The organism is Streptomyces sp. NPDC058335, from assembly GCF_042723915.1.
Classification (GTDB): Bacteria; Actinomycetota; Actinomycetes; order Streptomycetales; family Streptomycetaceae; genus Streptomyces.
Window position 1 is genome coordinate 1 of sequence record NZ_JBHXHX010000012.1, and the last position, 13,581, is coordinate 13,581.

12 protein-coding genes are annotated in these 13,581 nt (G+C 71.2%); 4 read left to right on the forward strand and 8 right to left on the reverse strand.

Annotated elements, in window-relative coordinates:
* Positions 1–561 precede the first annotated feature (561 nt).
* A complete protein-coding gene (trpS, locus tag ACFWJX_RS23500; protein ID WP_383246427.1) occupies positions 562–1,587 on the forward strand; it encodes a tryptophan--tRNA ligase in 1,026 nt (341 codons plus the stop codon).
* On the opposite strand, the gene ACFWJX_RS23505 is transcribed toward trpS, so the two are convergent.
* Positions 1,527–2,558 carry a GlxA family transcriptional regulator gene (locus ACFWJX_RS23505; protein ID WP_383246430.1) on the reverse strand — a complete coding sequence of 344 codons (1,032 nt, stop codon included), beginning with the start codon at positions 2,556–2,558 and terminating at the stop codon, positions 1,527–1,529. The genes trpS and ACFWJX_RS23505 overlap by 61 nt on opposite strands.
* A 75-nt stretch (positions 2,559–2,633) precedes the next feature.
* On the opposite strand from ACFWJX_RS23505, the gene ACFWJX_RS23510 reads away from it, so the two are divergent.
* Positions 2,634–3,218, forward strand: a complete 585-nt coding sequence (locus ACFWJX_RS23510; RefSeq protein ID WP_383246433.1) for a cysteine hydrolase family protein — start codon at positions 2,634–2,636, stop codon at positions 3,216–3,218.
* Between the two features lie 40 nt (positions 3,219–3,258).
* Here the strand turns inward: ACFWJX_RS23510 and proC are convergent, their stop codons facing one another.
* From proC to ACFWJX_RS23525, 3 genes are all read right to left on the reverse strand, one after another.
* Complete coding sequence (gene proC / locus ACFWJX_RS23515) at positions 3,259–4,071, reverse strand: pyrroline-5-carboxylate reductase (RefSeq protein ID WP_383246436.1); 813 nt, start codon at positions 4,069–4,071, stop codon at positions 3,259–3,261.
* 174 nt (positions 4,072–4,245) lie between these two features.
* Positions 4,246–5,049, reverse strand: a complete 804-nt coding sequence (locus tag ACFWJX_RS23520) for an ABC transporter permease (RefSeq protein ID WP_383246439.1) — start codon at positions 5,047–5,049, stop codon at positions 4,246–4,248.
* Positions 5,046–5,891, reverse strand: a complete 846-nt coding sequence (locus ACFWJX_RS23525) for an ABC transporter ATP-binding protein (RefSeq protein WP_383246442.1) — start codon at positions 5,889–5,891, stop codon at positions 5,046–5,048. The genes ACFWJX_RS23520 and ACFWJX_RS23525 overlap by 4 nt, the downstream gene beginning before the upstream one ends.
* A 267-nt stretch (positions 5,892–6,158) precedes the next feature.
* On the opposite strand from ACFWJX_RS23525, the gene ACFWJX_RS23530 reads away from it, so the two are divergent.
* Positions 6,159–7,280 carry a SulP family inorganic anion transporter gene (locus ACFWJX_RS23530; RefSeq protein ID WP_383246445.1) on the forward strand — a complete coding sequence of 374 codons (1,122 nt, stop codon included), beginning with the start codon at positions 6,159–6,161 and terminating at the stop codon, positions 7,278–7,280.
* Here ACFWJX_RS23530 and ACFWJX_RS23535 read toward each other — a convergent pair.
* The 3 genes from ACFWJX_RS23535 to ACFWJX_RS23545 form a co-directional block, all read right to left on the reverse strand.
* Positions 7,244–8,014 (reverse strand): class I SAM-dependent methyltransferase, encoded by a 771-nt coding sequence (locus tag ACFWJX_RS23535; protein WP_383246448.1) that lies wholly within the window; start codon positions 8,012–8,014, stop codon positions 7,244–7,246. The genes ACFWJX_RS23530 and ACFWJX_RS23535 overlap by 37 nt on opposite strands.
* Positions 8,015–8,132: 118 nt before the next feature.
* On the reverse strand, positions 8,133–8,696 hold the full coding sequence (locus tag ACFWJX_RS23540) for an EamA/RhaT family transporter (protein WP_383246451.1): 564 nt from the start codon (positions 8,694–8,696) through the stop codon (positions 8,133–8,135).
* Positions 8,697–8,793: 97 nt separating this feature from the next.
* Entirely contained in the window at positions 8,794–9,138 is a 345-nt protein-coding gene (locus tag ACFWJX_RS23545; RefSeq protein ID WP_383246453.1) for an SH3 domain-containing protein, read from the reverse strand.
* Positions 9,139–9,320: 182 nt separating this feature from the next.
* Between ACFWJX_RS23545 and ACFWJX_RS23550 the strand changes: the two genes are divergently transcribed.
* Positions 9,321–11,486, forward strand: coding sequence for a serine/threonine-protein kinase (locus ACFWJX_RS23550; protein WP_383246456.1), 2,166 nt, complete (start codon positions 9,321–9,323; stop codon positions 11,484–11,486).
* Positions 11,487–11,637: 151 nt separating this feature from the next.
* On the opposite strand, the gene ilvD is transcribed toward ACFWJX_RS23550, so the two are convergent.
* Positions 11,638–13,491, reverse strand: coding sequence for a dihydroxy-acid dehydratase (gene ilvD, locus ACFWJX_RS23555; RefSeq protein ID WP_383246459.1), 1,854 nt, complete (start codon positions 13,489–13,491; stop codon positions 11,638–11,640).
* Positions 13,492–13,581: the final 90 nt, after the last annotated feature.

Here is a 13,581-nt window from a genome sequence, read left to right on the forward strand (position 1 = left end):
TCGGTGCTTTCCAGGTTCCCGCTTTTGTTTCGCGGTTTCCCTTTCCGGCGGTTCCGACTCTATCAGATCCTTTCGGCGCTGATTCCCCGTCAGAGAGGGGGTTGCCTTCCCGGCTGTTGGGCCGTTCCGACGAGTGAGACTTTAGCGGATTCCCTGGCCCCGAAGCCAATCGGGGCTGCGTCCTTTCGAACGCGGATTCCTCATTTCGCGAATACATACGCCAATGACACGACGACAGACGAATCGACTGCTCGCCGAGGTGTGGTTGGTACTTGCGGAATGGCTGTCCGGGGACCGACCGGAGTCGGCGCTCACGTCGGACAACTCGGAGAACACTACGTAGCCACCCTGGGTGTGTCAACTCATGTCCTGGAGCCACCCTGGAGGCGTACCCTGCCTCTCATGACTACGCGTACGTGCAGCACCCAGCTGTGGTGGGCCGCCTGACGGCGGCCGGACTGACGTATGCACTCAACGGCCGCCGCCTCGGCGGCCGTTTCTGTTTCTCCCTCCGGGGGGTCGGCCGGCCGGGTGCGGCGGCCTCGACCAGGAGGTGGAGAGATGAAGCGGGTCTTCAGCGGGGTCAAGCCGACCGGGCATCTGACGCTGGGGAACTATCTGGGGGCCATGCGGCAATGGGCCGCGGTCGACCAGCATCGGGCGGACGCGCTGTTCTGTGTCGTCGATCTGCACGCGCTCACGGTCGATCACGACCCCGCGCGGGTGCGTCGGCTGAGCAGGCAGGCCGCGACATTGCTGTTGGCGGCCGGGCTGGATCCGCAGTTGTGCACCCTCTTCGTGCAGAGCCATGTCGACGAGCACGTGCGGCTGTCGTACGTGCTGGAGTGTGTGGCCACCGACGGCGAGATGCGGCGGATGATCCAGTACAAGGAGAAGGCCGCGCGGGAGCGTGAGCGGGGTGGGAGCGTGCGCTTGTCGCTGCTCACCTATCCGGTACTGATGGCGGCGGACATCCTGGCGTACGGAACGGACGAGGTGCCGGTCGGGGACGATCAGACGCAGCATGTGGAGCTGACCCGGGATCTGGCACTGCGGTTCAACCAGCGCTATGGGCAGGCGTTCGTGGTGCCGCGGGCCACGCATCCGGCGGTGGGGGCTCGGGTCATGAACCTTCAGGAGCCGACGTCGAAGATGGGCAAGAGCGATGACTCCGGTCCCGGCATCGTCTACCTGCTCGACGAGCCGGACGTCGTGCGGAAGAAGGTCATGCGGGCCATGACCGACAGCGGGCGGGACGTCGAGTACGACCGGGAGGGGCGCCCCGGGATCGCGAATCTGCTGGAGATCCTCGCGGCCTGCACGGGCGGGAACCCGGAGGCGCTGGCAGACGTATACGAGTCGTACGGCGCTTTGAAGAAGGACACCGCCGAGGCTGTGGTGGAGGTCCTCAGGCCCGTGCAGGCCAGGCACAAGGAGTTGTGCGCTGACCCTGGCTTCGTGGAGGGGGTGCTGAGGGATGGTGCGGAGAGAGCGCGGGCCATGGCCCGGCCGGTCGTGGATGCCGCCTACCGGGCGATCGGGCTGCTGCCCGCGGTGGCGGAGCCGGCGCTGAACGCGGCCCGGTAGGCACGTGGGCTGGTGGCGAGGCGCGACGCGAAGTGCTGGCGCATCGTGACCTCGCTGCCGAAGCCCGCGCGGCGGGCGACCTCGGGCATGGGGAGGTCGGTGCGTTCGAGGAGCTTCTGAGCCGCGGCGAGGCGCTGGTCGAGCAGCCAGCGGAGCGGGGTGGAGCCGGTGGCTGCAGTGAAGTGGCGAGCGAAGGTGCGCGGGGACATGCCCGCGCGGGCCGCCAGGTCGGCGACCGTGAGCGGTTCGTGCAGGCGGCGGAGCGCGTGTTCGCGGACGTCGGCGAGGGTGTCGGCGTCGCGGTCGGTGTGCGGGGTGGCGTGTTCGATGAACTGTGCCTGGGTGCCGGTGCGGAAGGGGGCGGTGACCATCGAGCGGGCGATGGTGGCGGCCGCTTCCGCGCCGTGGGAGCGGCGGACCAGGTGGAGGCAGAGGTCGATGCCGGCTGCCGTACCGGCGGCGGTCCAGATGTTGTCGTCCTCGATGAAGAGGGCGTCGGGGACGACGGCGACCTGGGGATGGTGGGCGCGCAGGAGGTCGATGAGGTTCCAGTGGGTGATCGCGCGGCGGCCGTCGAGGAGGCCGGCCTGGGCGAGCGTGAAGGCTCCGCCGCAGAGGGCGGCGATGGTGGTGCCGCGGGTGTGGGCGCGGCGGAGGGCGTCGAGGACGGGAGGTGGTGCGGGGGTGAGGTGGTCGTCGAGGCCGGGGACCAGGATCAGGTCGGCGCGCGGCAGCCAGGAGAGGGTGCGGTCGGGGAGGAGGCTGAGTCCGCCGCGCATGGGGACGGGTGTGGTGGTGTCGGTGGCGACGCGGCGCAGGTCGAAGGCGGGGGCGTCGCGGTCGGTGCGGTCGGTGCCCCAGACCTCCGTGATGACGGAGACGTCGAAGGCGCGGATGCCGGGGAAGGCGACGAGGGCCACTCGGTACACGGTCCTCGGCTCCGTGGGTGCGTTCTCCTTGCCCTGCTCCATGGATGGCAGTAAACCATCGATCGGTGACTTTCCGACCTCTGGGGCGGGTGGGGTCCCGGCGGCAGGATCGAGGGCATGGACATCGCTGAGAACGCAGCACTGGTGGTCGTGGACGTACAGAAGGGCTTCGACGAGGCCGGCTTCTGGGGGCGTCGGAACAACCCCGGTGCCGACGACAACATCGCCTCGCTCATCGACGTATGGCAGGCCACGGGGCGGCCGGTCGTGTTTGTGCGGCATGACTCGGTCAAGGCGGAGTCGCCGCTGCGGGCGGGACATGAGGGGAACGACTTCAAGGCGTACGTGGAGGAGAGGAGGGGGAAGGGTGCCGGGGCCGAGCTGTTCGTCACGAAGACCGTGAACTCCGCCTTCTACGGGACGCCGGATCTGAACGCCTGGCTGAGGGCGGAGGGCGTCGCGCAGTTCGTGCTGGCCGGGATCCAGACCAACATGTGCGTGGAGACGACCGCGCGGATGGGCGGGAACCTGGGGTACGACGTCGTGGTCGCGTACGACGCCACGTACACGTTCGACCTCGAAGGGCCGTTCGGCTGGCGGCGGAGTGCGGAGGAGGTGGGGCAGGCCTCGGCGGTGTCGCTGCACGGGGGCGGCTTCGCGCGGGTCGTCACCACCGCGGAGGTGGTGGACGCGGCGAAGTGACCGCCCCCGGTGGGCGGTGGGACGGGCAGGGCCGCTGTCGTCAGTCCTTGGTGCCGGCGGCCAGCTCGCGGCTGCGGTCGCGGGCGGCCTCCAGGGCGGCGATGAGGGCCGCTCGTACGCCGTGGTTCTCGAGTTCGCGGATGGCGCTGATCGTGGTGCCGGCCGGAGAGGTGACGTTCTCGCGGAGCTTGACCGGGTGTTCGCCGCTGTCGCGGAGCATCGTCGCGGCGCCGATCGCGGACTGGACGATGAGGTCGTGGGCCTTGTCGCGGGGCAGGCCGAGCAGGATGCCGGCGTCCGTCATCGCTTCCACCAGGTAGAAGAAGTACGCCGGGCCGGAGCCGGAGAGGGCCGTGCAGGCGTCCTGCTGAGACTCGGGGACGCGGAGCGTCTTGCCGACGGAACCGAAGATCTCCTCGGCGTGGGCGAGGTGGTCGGCGGTGGCGTGGCTGCCGGCGGAGATGACGGACATGGCCTCGTCGACGAGGGCGGGCGTGTTCGTCATGACGCGGACGACGGGGACCCCGGCGGTGAGGCGCTCCTCGATGGAGGCGGTCGTGATGCCGGCGGCTCCGCTGATGACCAGGCGGTCGGCGGGGACGTGCGGGGCCAGCTCGTCGAGGAGGGCGCCCATGTCCTGCGGCTTCACCGTGAGGATCAGCGTGTCGGCGGTCTTGGCCGCTTCGGCGTTGGTGACCGGGGTGACGCCGTAGCGGGCGCGGAGTTCCTCGGCGCGGTCCGCGCGGCGGGCGGTGACGAGGAGGTCGGCGGGGGGCCAGCCGCCTCGGAGCATTCCGCTGAGAAGGGCTTCGCCGATCTTGCCGGTGCCTAGGACTGCGACTTTCTGGGACATGGCGGGGGTCCTCCGGGGGGTTGCGTCGTCCGGGGTCATCCTCGCATCGGGGCTGGTGTGGGGGCGGGGGCTGTCCGGTGGGTGGGCGGTTGGGTCGCCCCCCGTTCCATCTCCCGCTCCCGTCCCTGAGGACTGCGCACCCAAGGGGGTACCCCCATGACGGGCTGGAAGAGGTCAGGTCGTCCTGCGACGCAAGGTTGCTGCTCCCAGGGCCAGGACCAGGAGGGCGCAGCCTGCCACGATCAGGGCGTCTCGGATGAACTCGGCTGTCATGTCCGTGTGGGTGAGGACCTCGTTCATGCCGTCGACCGCGTAGGACATGGGGAGGACGTTCGATACGGCCTCCAGGGCGGGGTGCATGGTGTCGCGGGGGGTGAAGAGGCCGCAGAGGAGGAGTTGGGGGAAGATCACCGCCGGCATGAACTGGACCGCCTGGAACTCGGATGCCGCGAAGGCCGAGACGAAGAGGCCGAGGGCTGTGCCGAGGAGGGCGTCGAGCAGGGCCACGAGGAGGAGGAGCCAAGGGCTGCCCATCACGTCCAGGTCGAGGAACCAGAGGGCCAGGCCGGTGGCGAGGGCGGACTGGACGATCGCCAGGGTGCCGAAGGCCAGGGCGTAGCCGGCGATCAGGTCGCCCTTGCCGAGGGGGAGGGCGAGGAGGCGTTCGAGCGTGCCGGAGGTGCGTTCGCGCAGGGTGGCGATGGACGTGACCAGGAACATCGTGATCAGGGGGAAGATCCCGAGAAGGGACGCGCCGATGCTGTCGAAGGTGCGCGGGCTGCCGTCGAAGACATAGCGGAGCAGGAACAGCATCACGCACGGGATGAGGATCATCAGGGCGATCGAGCGCGGGTCGTGGCGGAGCTGGCGCAGGACGCGGGCGGCGGTCGCGGTGGTGCGCGAGAGGCTGAGGGGGGCGGTGGGTGCCGTGGAGTTGGCGGGGGTCGTAGGCGCAGTGGGCTCGGTGTTGGTGGTCATCGGGTCTTCTCCTTCTTGCGGGTCGCCTCGGTCGCCTCGTCGACCAGGTGCAGGAAGGCGGCCTCGACCGTGTCCGTGCCGGTGCGGGCGCGCAGTTCGTCGGGGGCGCCGTCGGCGAGGATCTCGCCTTCGCGCATGAGGAGCAGGCGGTGGCAGCGCTCGGCCTCGTCCATGACGTGGGAGGAGACGAGGAGGGTGGTGCCGCGGGAGGCGGCGATCTCGTGGAAGAGGTTCCACAGATCGCGGCGGAGGACCGGGTCCAGGCCGACCGTCGGTTCGTCGAGGACGAGGAGTTCGGGGGCGCCGAGGAGGGCCACGGCCAGGGAGACGCGGTTGCGCTGGCCGCCGGAGAGGTTGCCCGCGAGGGCGTCGGCGTGGCTGGTCAGGTCGACGTCGGCGATGGCTCGGGCGACATCGTCGTGGCGGCGGTCGGCTGCCCCGCGGCCTGGGTCGAGGATCGCGGCGAAGTAGTCGAGGTTCTGGCGGACCGACAGGTCGTCGTAGACGGAGGGTGCCTGGGTGACGTAACCGATGCGCGTGCGGAGGGTGGGGTGGCCGGCGGGGCGGCCGAGGACGTCCAGGGTGCCGGTGACCTTGGCCTGGGTGCCGACGATCGCGCGCATCAGCGTCGACTTGCCGCATCCCGAGGGGCCGAGGAGGCCGGTGATCTGGCCGCGCGGGACCGCGAAGTCGAGGGTGCGCAGGACCGTGCGGGGGCCTCGGACGACGGTGAGGGCGGAGGCACGTACGGCGGCCGTGGCGTCGGGCGGCGTGGTGGGGGCGGAGGTGTCGGGTCCCGTGTCGTCGGGAGGTTCGGGGGTTCGGTCGCTGTAATTCACCATGTGATGAATAATCTCTCCGGGGGCGGGAGCCGTCAAGCAGGGGGTGGGCATGCGTTGTGCGGTGGGGCGCGCGTCGGCGCGTGTGGGGTGCGTGGCGGCGCGTTTGGGGTGCGCCGGTTCGGTTCGCGCGCTTCCACGTTCGTGTGGTGATCGGTTCTTTGTGGTGCGCGGCCAACTCGACTTGATGACAATCGGATTCAGTTCGCCGCGCTCTCCCCCGACGCGGCGCCCATGCATCTCCCCTGTCCGGCCGGAGGTGCCGTCGTCATGCGCCGTGGTGTCCGCAGGACCGAACTGTCGGCTGCGCTGGTCGTCTTCCTCATCGCGCAGCCCATGAGCGTGGGCGTCGCCCTGGCCTCCGGAGTACCCGCCGAGCTGGGGCTGGTCACCGGCGCGGTCGGTGGGCTGGTCGCCTCGCTGGTCCGGCTGGGACGGTGGTTCCGGGCCGTGCCGGTGGCCGTCGTCCAGGGGATGCTCGCCGGAATCGGGCTCGTCCTGGTCACCGGCCAGGTGCACGCCCTCGGGGACACAGCCGTACCGGCGGGCGGGAGCGGGGATCCGGTGGCGCTGTCAGTGGGGGGTGCCACTCTGGTCGTGTCGCTGCTGTGGGGGCGGTGGCGGCGGGGTGCGCGGCTGCTTCCGGCGCCGCTGGTCGCGGTGGTGCCGGCGGCGGCCGTGACCTGGGTGCTCGACCTGGAGGTGCGGCGGGTCGAGGTGGGAGGGCTGGGGGATGCCGTACGGCTGCCGGGCGCGGCGGAGTTCGGACGGCTGGCGGAAGTGGGGGTGGTCGGGGCCGTCGTGGCACTCGTGGCGGTCGCGTGGGCGGAGTCGTCGTTCGCGCGGGGGCCGCATCGGATGGGGGTGCTGGTGGTGGCGGTCGGCGGGCTAGGAGCGCTCGGGGTCGTGGGGGTGATCCCGGTCGCGGCGGTGGCCGCTCTGCTCGTGTACGTCGGCTTGGGGCTCGTTCCCGTGCGGGAGCTGCGGACGCTGTGGCGTGGGCATCGCGGTGAGGCGGTGGTTCTGGGAGTGACGGCCGTCGGGGTCGTCGTGGGGAATCTGTTCGAGGGGGTACTGGTCGGGCTGGCGCTGGCCGTGGCGAAGACGGCCTGGGAGGTCAGCCATGTGCACGTGGAGACCGAGGACCGGGGTGAGGCCGGGATCGTCGTACGGGTGCTGGGGCATGCCACGTTCCTGCGGCTGCCGAAGCTGCTGGACGCCCTGCACGCGCTGGACGTCCTGCATCGGGACCGGGAGATACGGCTGGAGCTGGGCGGCCTGCGGCACGTGGATCACGCGTGCGCGGCGGCCCTGGAGGGGTGGGCCGCCGCACGGGAGCGGCGGGGCCCGCGGGGTCAGGGGCGGGTCGCGAGCAGCAGCCCGACGTCGTAGGTCTCCTCGACCAGACCGTCGGGGAAGACGGCGAGGAGGTGCCGGCGCTCCGCGTCGATGAAGGCGGCGGTGCTCTCCTCGCCGTGCACCAGGAACAGCGAGTGGCTGCTGATGTTCGCCAGGTGCGTGTCGACGGGGACGCGGCGGCTCCAGCGGACGTGGCGGCGGTCGAAGTCGAGGTGGCCGGCGGAGGTGGCGAGGGCCTCGTGCGTGCCGTCGCCGTTCCCGCCCACGACCCGGTCGAGGCCGAAGTGGCGCTCGACGCGGGTTGTCTGCGCGTCGATCCACGGTACGTCGAGCGCGGCGGCGTTCCACCAGAGCGCGAGGGCGCCACCGGGGCGCAGGACACGCAGGGCCTCAGGGATCGAGCGGTCCGGGTCGGTCCAGTGCCAGGACTGGGCGTAGGTGAGGAAGTCGAGGGAGGCGGTGGCGAGGGGGAGGTGGTTGCCGTCGCCGCGGACGATCGGCACCTCGGGCAGACCCCGGCGGAACTGCTCCGCCATGCCGTCCCCCGGCTCGACGGCGACGACCCGGGCGCCTCGGGCGTGCAGGAGGGCGGTCCCGATCCCGGTGCCGGCACCTATGTCGGCGACGCGTGCGCCGGCCAACGGGCGGCCCGCCATGTCCTCGATCGCCTCGAAGAGAGCCGCCGGGTAGGAGGGTCGGTTCGCGGCGTACTGGGCCGCGGCGGAGTCGAAGGAGAGGGCCCGTGAGGTGCTGGAGGCGGGGGTCATAGGGCCATGGTGGCGGGAGGGGCCGGGGGGAGACCAGACAGCCGTGCTGGGTGCGGGCGCTGCGGAGTCCTCGGCTGACCCGCGATCGGATCGGTGTGGTCGCCCGTCGTGGACCCCTTCAGGAGCGGCGGCGCTTCTTCGACGGATTGCGGGGACGGCGCGCGGTGCGGCGTTCGTGCTCGGAACGGGCGGCCTCGTACTCCGCGCGGTGCAGCTTCTCGCCGGGGGCCTCCGTGAGCGAGCGGAAGAAGTAGGCGAGAAGGGAGCCGACGAAACCGATGGCGAGCAGGCCCCGCAGGGAGGCCTGGCGGTCGGGGTCGGGACGCCTGGTGAAGGCGTCCCAGGTGTTCCGGAAGGCCAGGGCGCTGGAGATCGCGAACATGACGACCAGCAGCACGGTCACGAAACCACCGGTGCCGGCGAGCGCGACGCCCTCGTAGGCGAAGCGCAGGACGAGGCAGGAGGCGACCGCGGCGGCGAGCGAGCCGACGGCCACGCCGATGCGGCGGGGCGTGTAGCCGTGGTCGTGGTCCACCCAGGTGGTGCCGAAGAAGCGGAGGGGCTCGGGGCGGGGGCCGGTGGGGTTGCCCGCGGCCCGGGAACCGGCCGGTGGGCCGGAGGAGCCCGCCTCGCGGTCCGGGGAACCCGCCGTGGTGTCCGGGGTGCCGTTTTCGTCGCTCACGGGACGATTATGGCTCCGGGCCGGGCGGGGTCCCCGGGTGGGTGTCGAGCAGGTGCGTTCGCACGGGTGGGTGCGCGCTTCGGTGCGCGCCGGTGGGTCAGTCGCAGCGGGGCGCTATGTAGCCGTCGCTGCCCGTCCTCACGTACGCGTCCGAGACGAACTGACTGTCGGCGATGTTGTCCCAGATGTTCGTCGTGCCGTACGGGCCCGTGACCGAGGTGCCGGGCGTCTGGCAGAAGATCGGCACCCGCGTGCCCTCGGGCAGGACCTTGACGATCGGGTAGCTGGTGGCAGGTCCGCTGCGCACGTTGAGGCGCACGCCGGGCGCGATCGGGTAGTACGTCAGCCCCGCCGTCGCGACCTGTGCCTCGACGGCGTCCCCGGCCGCAACCACTCCGGCCTCTTCGGCCTCTCTCACTTCTTCCACGCGGTCGACAGACATGAAAAAACCTCCCCCGTAAGACCCCATGGCTGCCATGGGGTCACGTTGATTCCCCCGAATCAAGCCATGAAACACATGTACACGATTCGCACATGGAGGCTAGCAAGTCGCCTCGGTCCCGCGAGCGTCATCGACTAGGCTCCGTGCGTCGCGCGCGCGGACGAACAGCACGGGGGTGGTCCATGGCGCCACAGCACAACACCGGAGCGGGCGCGGAAGCGGAACTTCCGGAGTACTCCGGTCACTACCACCTGGAGTCCTGCCTGGGCTCGGGGGGCATGGGCGTGGTCCACCTGGCCCGCAGCACCTCGGGCATGAAGGTCGCGGTGAAGGTCGTACACGCCGAATTCGCGCGGGACCCCGAGTTCAGGGGGCGGTTCCGGCAGGAGGTGGCGGCCGCGCGCCGGGTCAGCGGTGCCTTCACCGCGCCCGTCGTCGACGCCGATCCGGAGGCCGAACGGCCCTGGATGGCCACGCTGTTCATTCCCGGCCCGACCCTGTCGGAGCATGTGAAGCGGAACGGGCCCATGGGCCCGGACGAGTTGCGGCGGCTGATGGCCGGGCTCGCGGAGGCGCTGCGGGACATCCACCGGGTCGGCGTGGTGCACCGGGATCTGAAGCCCAGCAACGTGCTGCTCGCCGAGGACGGTCCGAAGGTCATCGACTTCGGCATCTCTCGGCCGAAAGACAGCGAACTGCGCACCGAGACGGGCAAGTTGATCGGGACGCCACCGTTCATGGCGCCCGAGCAGTTCCGGCGGCCGCGGGAGGTCGGGCCCGCCGCCGACATCTTCGCGCTGGGGTCCGTGCTGGTGCACGCGGCGACCGGGCGGGGGCCGTTCGACTCGGACAGCCCGTACGTCGTGGCGTATCAGGTCGTGCACGACGAGCCCGATCTGACCGGCCTGCCGGAGAGCCTCGCGCCGATGGTGCTGCGCTGTCTCGCGAAGGAGCCCGAGGACCGGCCGACGCCCGACGAGTTGATGCGGGAGCTGCGGTCGGTGGCCGCCTCGTACGACACCCAGGCGTTCATACCGGCACAGCGTGCGCCCGGTGACATGCAGGAATCGGAGCCGGCGGGGTCGGCTGGGGCGGCGGAGCCGGTTGAGTCGTCGAAGCCGTCGGACGGCGAGGCCGCCGGCGCAGGCGAGGTGGGCACGCGGCGGTGGGGGCGGCGGCGGCAGGTCGCTCTCGCCCTCGGCTCGCTGCTGCTCGTCGTGGGCGGCGGGTTCGCCTGCGTCCAGGTCTTCGGCGAGGACGCGGGCGGGGCCGCGCGGGGCGCGGGCGGGTCACGGTCCGCCGCCGACTCCTTCGCTCCTTGGGCGACGCGCCCGGCCGGGGCCGACGGTCTACCCAAGTGCACGTACGACGCGCGGCGGTTGATCTGTGCCCAGCTGGGGTGGGTGTCCGCCCTCGACGCGTCCGACGGGCGCGAGCTGTGGCGGCACGCCCTGTCCCCCGACGACAAGCCCCGCGAGGCGCCGGTCGTCGCGGGCGGGCTGGCGCATGTGCTCACGCACTCGGGCAAGCGCGTCGAGGCCTTCGACCCGGCATCGGGCAAGGTGCGCTGGGAGCGGGACGTGTCGACGTACGGGGGTGTCCGGTACGCCGGCGGCACCCTGCTGCTGACGGCGGGCGACGGCACGGTGACCGGGGTGGACGCCGCGTCCGGGCGGACCGCGTGGAGCCGGCGGATCCCGGGGGTGGGCGATCCGTATTTCGTGTCGTTCCCCGGGGACTCGCTGGTCTACGCGACCAGCACCTCGGGCGAGGGCCGCACCCGGGTCACCGCGGTGGACCCCGCCACCGGGGACGTGCGGTGGGACGAGCGGTTCGACGAGGCTCTGACACTGGTGGGCGCCGGGGACGACAGCGTCGTACTGCTGGCCGAGGACGGGGACGGCGGTTATGGCCGGGCCGACGCCGTGGTCCGTTTCACCCCCGAGACGAAGGTGTCGCGGCGGGTCGCGCTGTCCGTCGCGCTCCAGCAGCCGAGCGCGGCGGTGTACGGGGACCGGGTCTACCTCATGACGTACGACGGTGCTCTCGTGGCCGTCGACACCCGTGCGGAGAAGCTGCTGTGGTCCCTCCAGACGGCCGTGAGCAGGGGTTCGGTGCCGACCGTCGACGGCGCACACGTGTACTTCAGCGCCCCCGACGGCCGTCTTCTCGCCGTCGACGCCGAGGCGGGGAAGCTCGTCGGCCAGACGGAGCTGCGGTTCGGCGCGCACTCCGACGAGGTGGTCAGTACGCTGCCCGCGCCCGAGGCGGCCGACGGAGGGGTCTACGCCGGGGCTCCCGACGGGACGGTGTTCGCGGTGGACGGACGGGATCCGTCGGGCTGGTGAGGTTCGTGCGGGAACTTCGCGGACTTCGCGGACTTCGTGGATGTCATGGGCTTCGCGAACTTCGCAGACTTCGCCGACTTCGCAGACTTCGTCCGATGCGAAAGGGCCGCCCCCTGTTGACGGGGGCGGCCCTTCACTCTTCGGTCGGGCGTCAGCCCAGCTTCGACACGTCCCGCACCGCGCCCTTGTCGGCGCTCGTCGCCATCGCGGCGTAGGCGCGCAGGGCGGCGGAGACCTTGCGCTCACGGTTCGACGGGGCGTACACCCCGTTCAACGCCTCGTCACGGCGCGCGAGTTCCGTCTCGTCGACGAGCAACTCGATCGTGCGGTTCGGGATGTCGATGCGGATGCGGTCGCCGTCCTCGACGAGGGCGATGGTGCCGCCGGAGGCCGCCTCCGGGGAGGCGTGGCCGATGGACAGGCCCGAGGTGCCGCCGGAGAAACGGCCGTCGGTGATCAGGGCGCAGGTCTTGCCGAGGCCTCGGCCCTTGAGGAAGGACGTCGGGTACAGCATCTCCTGCATGCCGGGGCCGCCCTTGGGACCCTCGTAGCGGATGACGACGACGTCGCCGTGGGTGATCTGCTTGTTGAGGATCTTCTCGACGGCCTCCTCCTGCGACTCGCAGACGACCGCGGGACCCTCGAAGGTCCAGATCGACTCGTCGACCCCGGCCGTCTTCACCACACAGCCGTCGACGGCGAGGTTGCCCTTGAGGACCGCCAGGCCGCCGTCCTTGGAGTACGCGTGCTCGGCGGAGCGGATGCAGCCGTTCTCGGCGTCGTCGTCGAGGGCCTCCCAGCGCTCGGACTGGGAGAAGGCCTCGGAGGAGCGGACGCATCCCGGGGCCGCGTGCCACAGCTCGATCGCCTCCGGGGAGGGGGAGCCGGCTCGCACGTCCCAGGTCTTCAGCCAGTCCGCCAGGGACGGGCTGTGGACCGAGTGCACGTCCTCGTTCAGCAGGCCGGCGCGGTGCAGCTCGCCGAGGAGGGCGGGGATACCGCCGGCGCGGTGCACGTCCTCCATGTAGTAGGTGCGGTTCTTGGCGACGTTCGGCGCGACCTTCGCCAGGCAGGGCACGCGGCGCGAGACCGCGTTGATCTCGTCCAGGCCGAAGGGGACCTCCGCCTCCTGGGCGGCGGCCAGCAGGTGCAGGATCGTGTTGGTCGAGCCGCCCATCGCGATGTCCAGCGCCATCGCGTTCTCGAACGCGGCGAGGGTGGCGACGTTGCGCGGCAGGACCGACTCGTCGTCCTGCTCGTAGTAGCGGCGGGTGATGTCCATGACCGTGCGGGCGGCGCCGACGTAGAGCCGCCTGCGCGCGGTGTGGGTGGCCAGGACCGAGCCGTTGCCGGGCAGGGAGAGGCCGATGGCCTCGGTCAGGCAGTTCATCGAGTTGGCGGTGAACATGCCGGAACAGCTGCCGCAGGTCGGACAGGCGTTCTCCTCGATGCGGAGGATGTCCTCGTCGGAGATCTTGTCGTTCACGGCGTCGGAGATCGCGTCGACCAGGTCGAGCGTGCGGACCGTGCCGTCGACGAGGGTGGCGCGGCCGGACTCCATCGGGCCGCCGGAGACGAAGACCGTCGGGATGTTCAGGCGCAGGGCGGCCATCAGCATGCCCGGGGTGATCTTGTCGCAGTTGGAGATGCAGACCAGGGCGTCGGCGCAGTGTGCCTCGACCATGTACTCCACGCTGTCCGCGATCAGGTCGCGGGAGGGCAGGCTGTAGAGCATGCCGCCGTGGCCCATCGCGATGCCGTCGTCGACGGCGATCGTGTTGAACTCGCGCGGGATGCCGCCGGCCTCGGTGATCGCCTCGCTGACGATCCGGCCGACCGGCGCCAGGTGCGTGTGGCCGGGCACGAACTCGGTGAAGCTGTTGGCCACCGCGATGATCGGCTTCCGGCCGATGTCCGCACCGGGTACACCGGAGGCGCGCATAAGGGCGCGTGCGCCCGCCATGTTGCGTCCGTGGGTGACTGTGCGGGACCTCAGCTCGGGCATCGTCGCTCGCTCCTTCAGGCAGATAGGGCTGCTCATGAGCGTACGCCGGTCATCCAGGGAGCGGGACGAGGTGTCCGGAATGCGGGATAC

What these genes read in the sequence shown, in the direction of transcription:
- trpS (WP_383246427.1), top strand. Translation starts at nt 562, where the DNA reads ATGAAGCGGGTCTTCAGCGGGGTCAAGCCGACCGGGCATCTGACGCTG.
- ACFWJX_RS23505 (WP_383246430.1), bottom strand. Translation starts at nt 2,558, where the DNA reads ATGGAGCAGGGCAAGGAGAACGCACCCACGGAGCCGAGGACCGTGTAC.
- ACFWJX_RS23510 (WP_383246433.1), top strand. Translation starts at nt 2,634, where the DNA reads ATGGACATCGCTGAGAACGCAGCACTGGTGGTCGTGGACGTACAGAAG.
- proC (WP_383246436.1), bottom strand. Translation starts at nt 4,071, where the DNA reads ATGTCCCAGAAAGTCGCAGTCCTAGGCACCGGCAAGATCGGCGAAGCC.
- ACFWJX_RS23520 (WP_383246439.1), bottom strand. Translation starts at nt 5,049, where the DNA reads ATGACCACCAACACCGAGCCCACTGCGCCTACGACCCCCGCCAACTCC.
- ACFWJX_RS23525 (WP_383246442.1), bottom strand. Translation starts at nt 5,891, where the DNA reads ATGGTGAATTACAGCGACCGAACCCCCGAACCTCCCGACGACACGGGA.
- ACFWJX_RS23530 (WP_383246445.1), top strand. Translation starts at nt 6,159, where the DNA reads ATGCGCCGTGGTGTCCGCAGGACCGAACTGTCGGCTGCGCTGGTCGTC.
- ACFWJX_RS23535 (WP_383246448.1), bottom strand. Translation starts at nt 8,014, where the DNA reads ATGACCCCCGCCTCCAGCACCTCACGGGCCCTCTCCTTCGACTCCGCC.
- ACFWJX_RS23545 (WP_383246453.1), bottom strand. Translation starts at nt 9,138, where the DNA reads ATGTCTGTCGACCGCGTGGAAGAAGTGAGAGAGGCCGAAGAGGCCGGA.
- ACFWJX_RS23550 (WP_383246456.1), top strand. Translation starts at nt 9,321, where the DNA reads ATGGCGCCACAGCACAACACCGGAGCGGGCGCGGAAGCGGAACTTCCG.
- ilvD (WP_383246459.1), bottom strand. Translation starts at nt 13,491, where the DNA reads ATGCCCGAGCTGAGGTCCCGCACAGTCACCCACGGACGCAACATGGCG.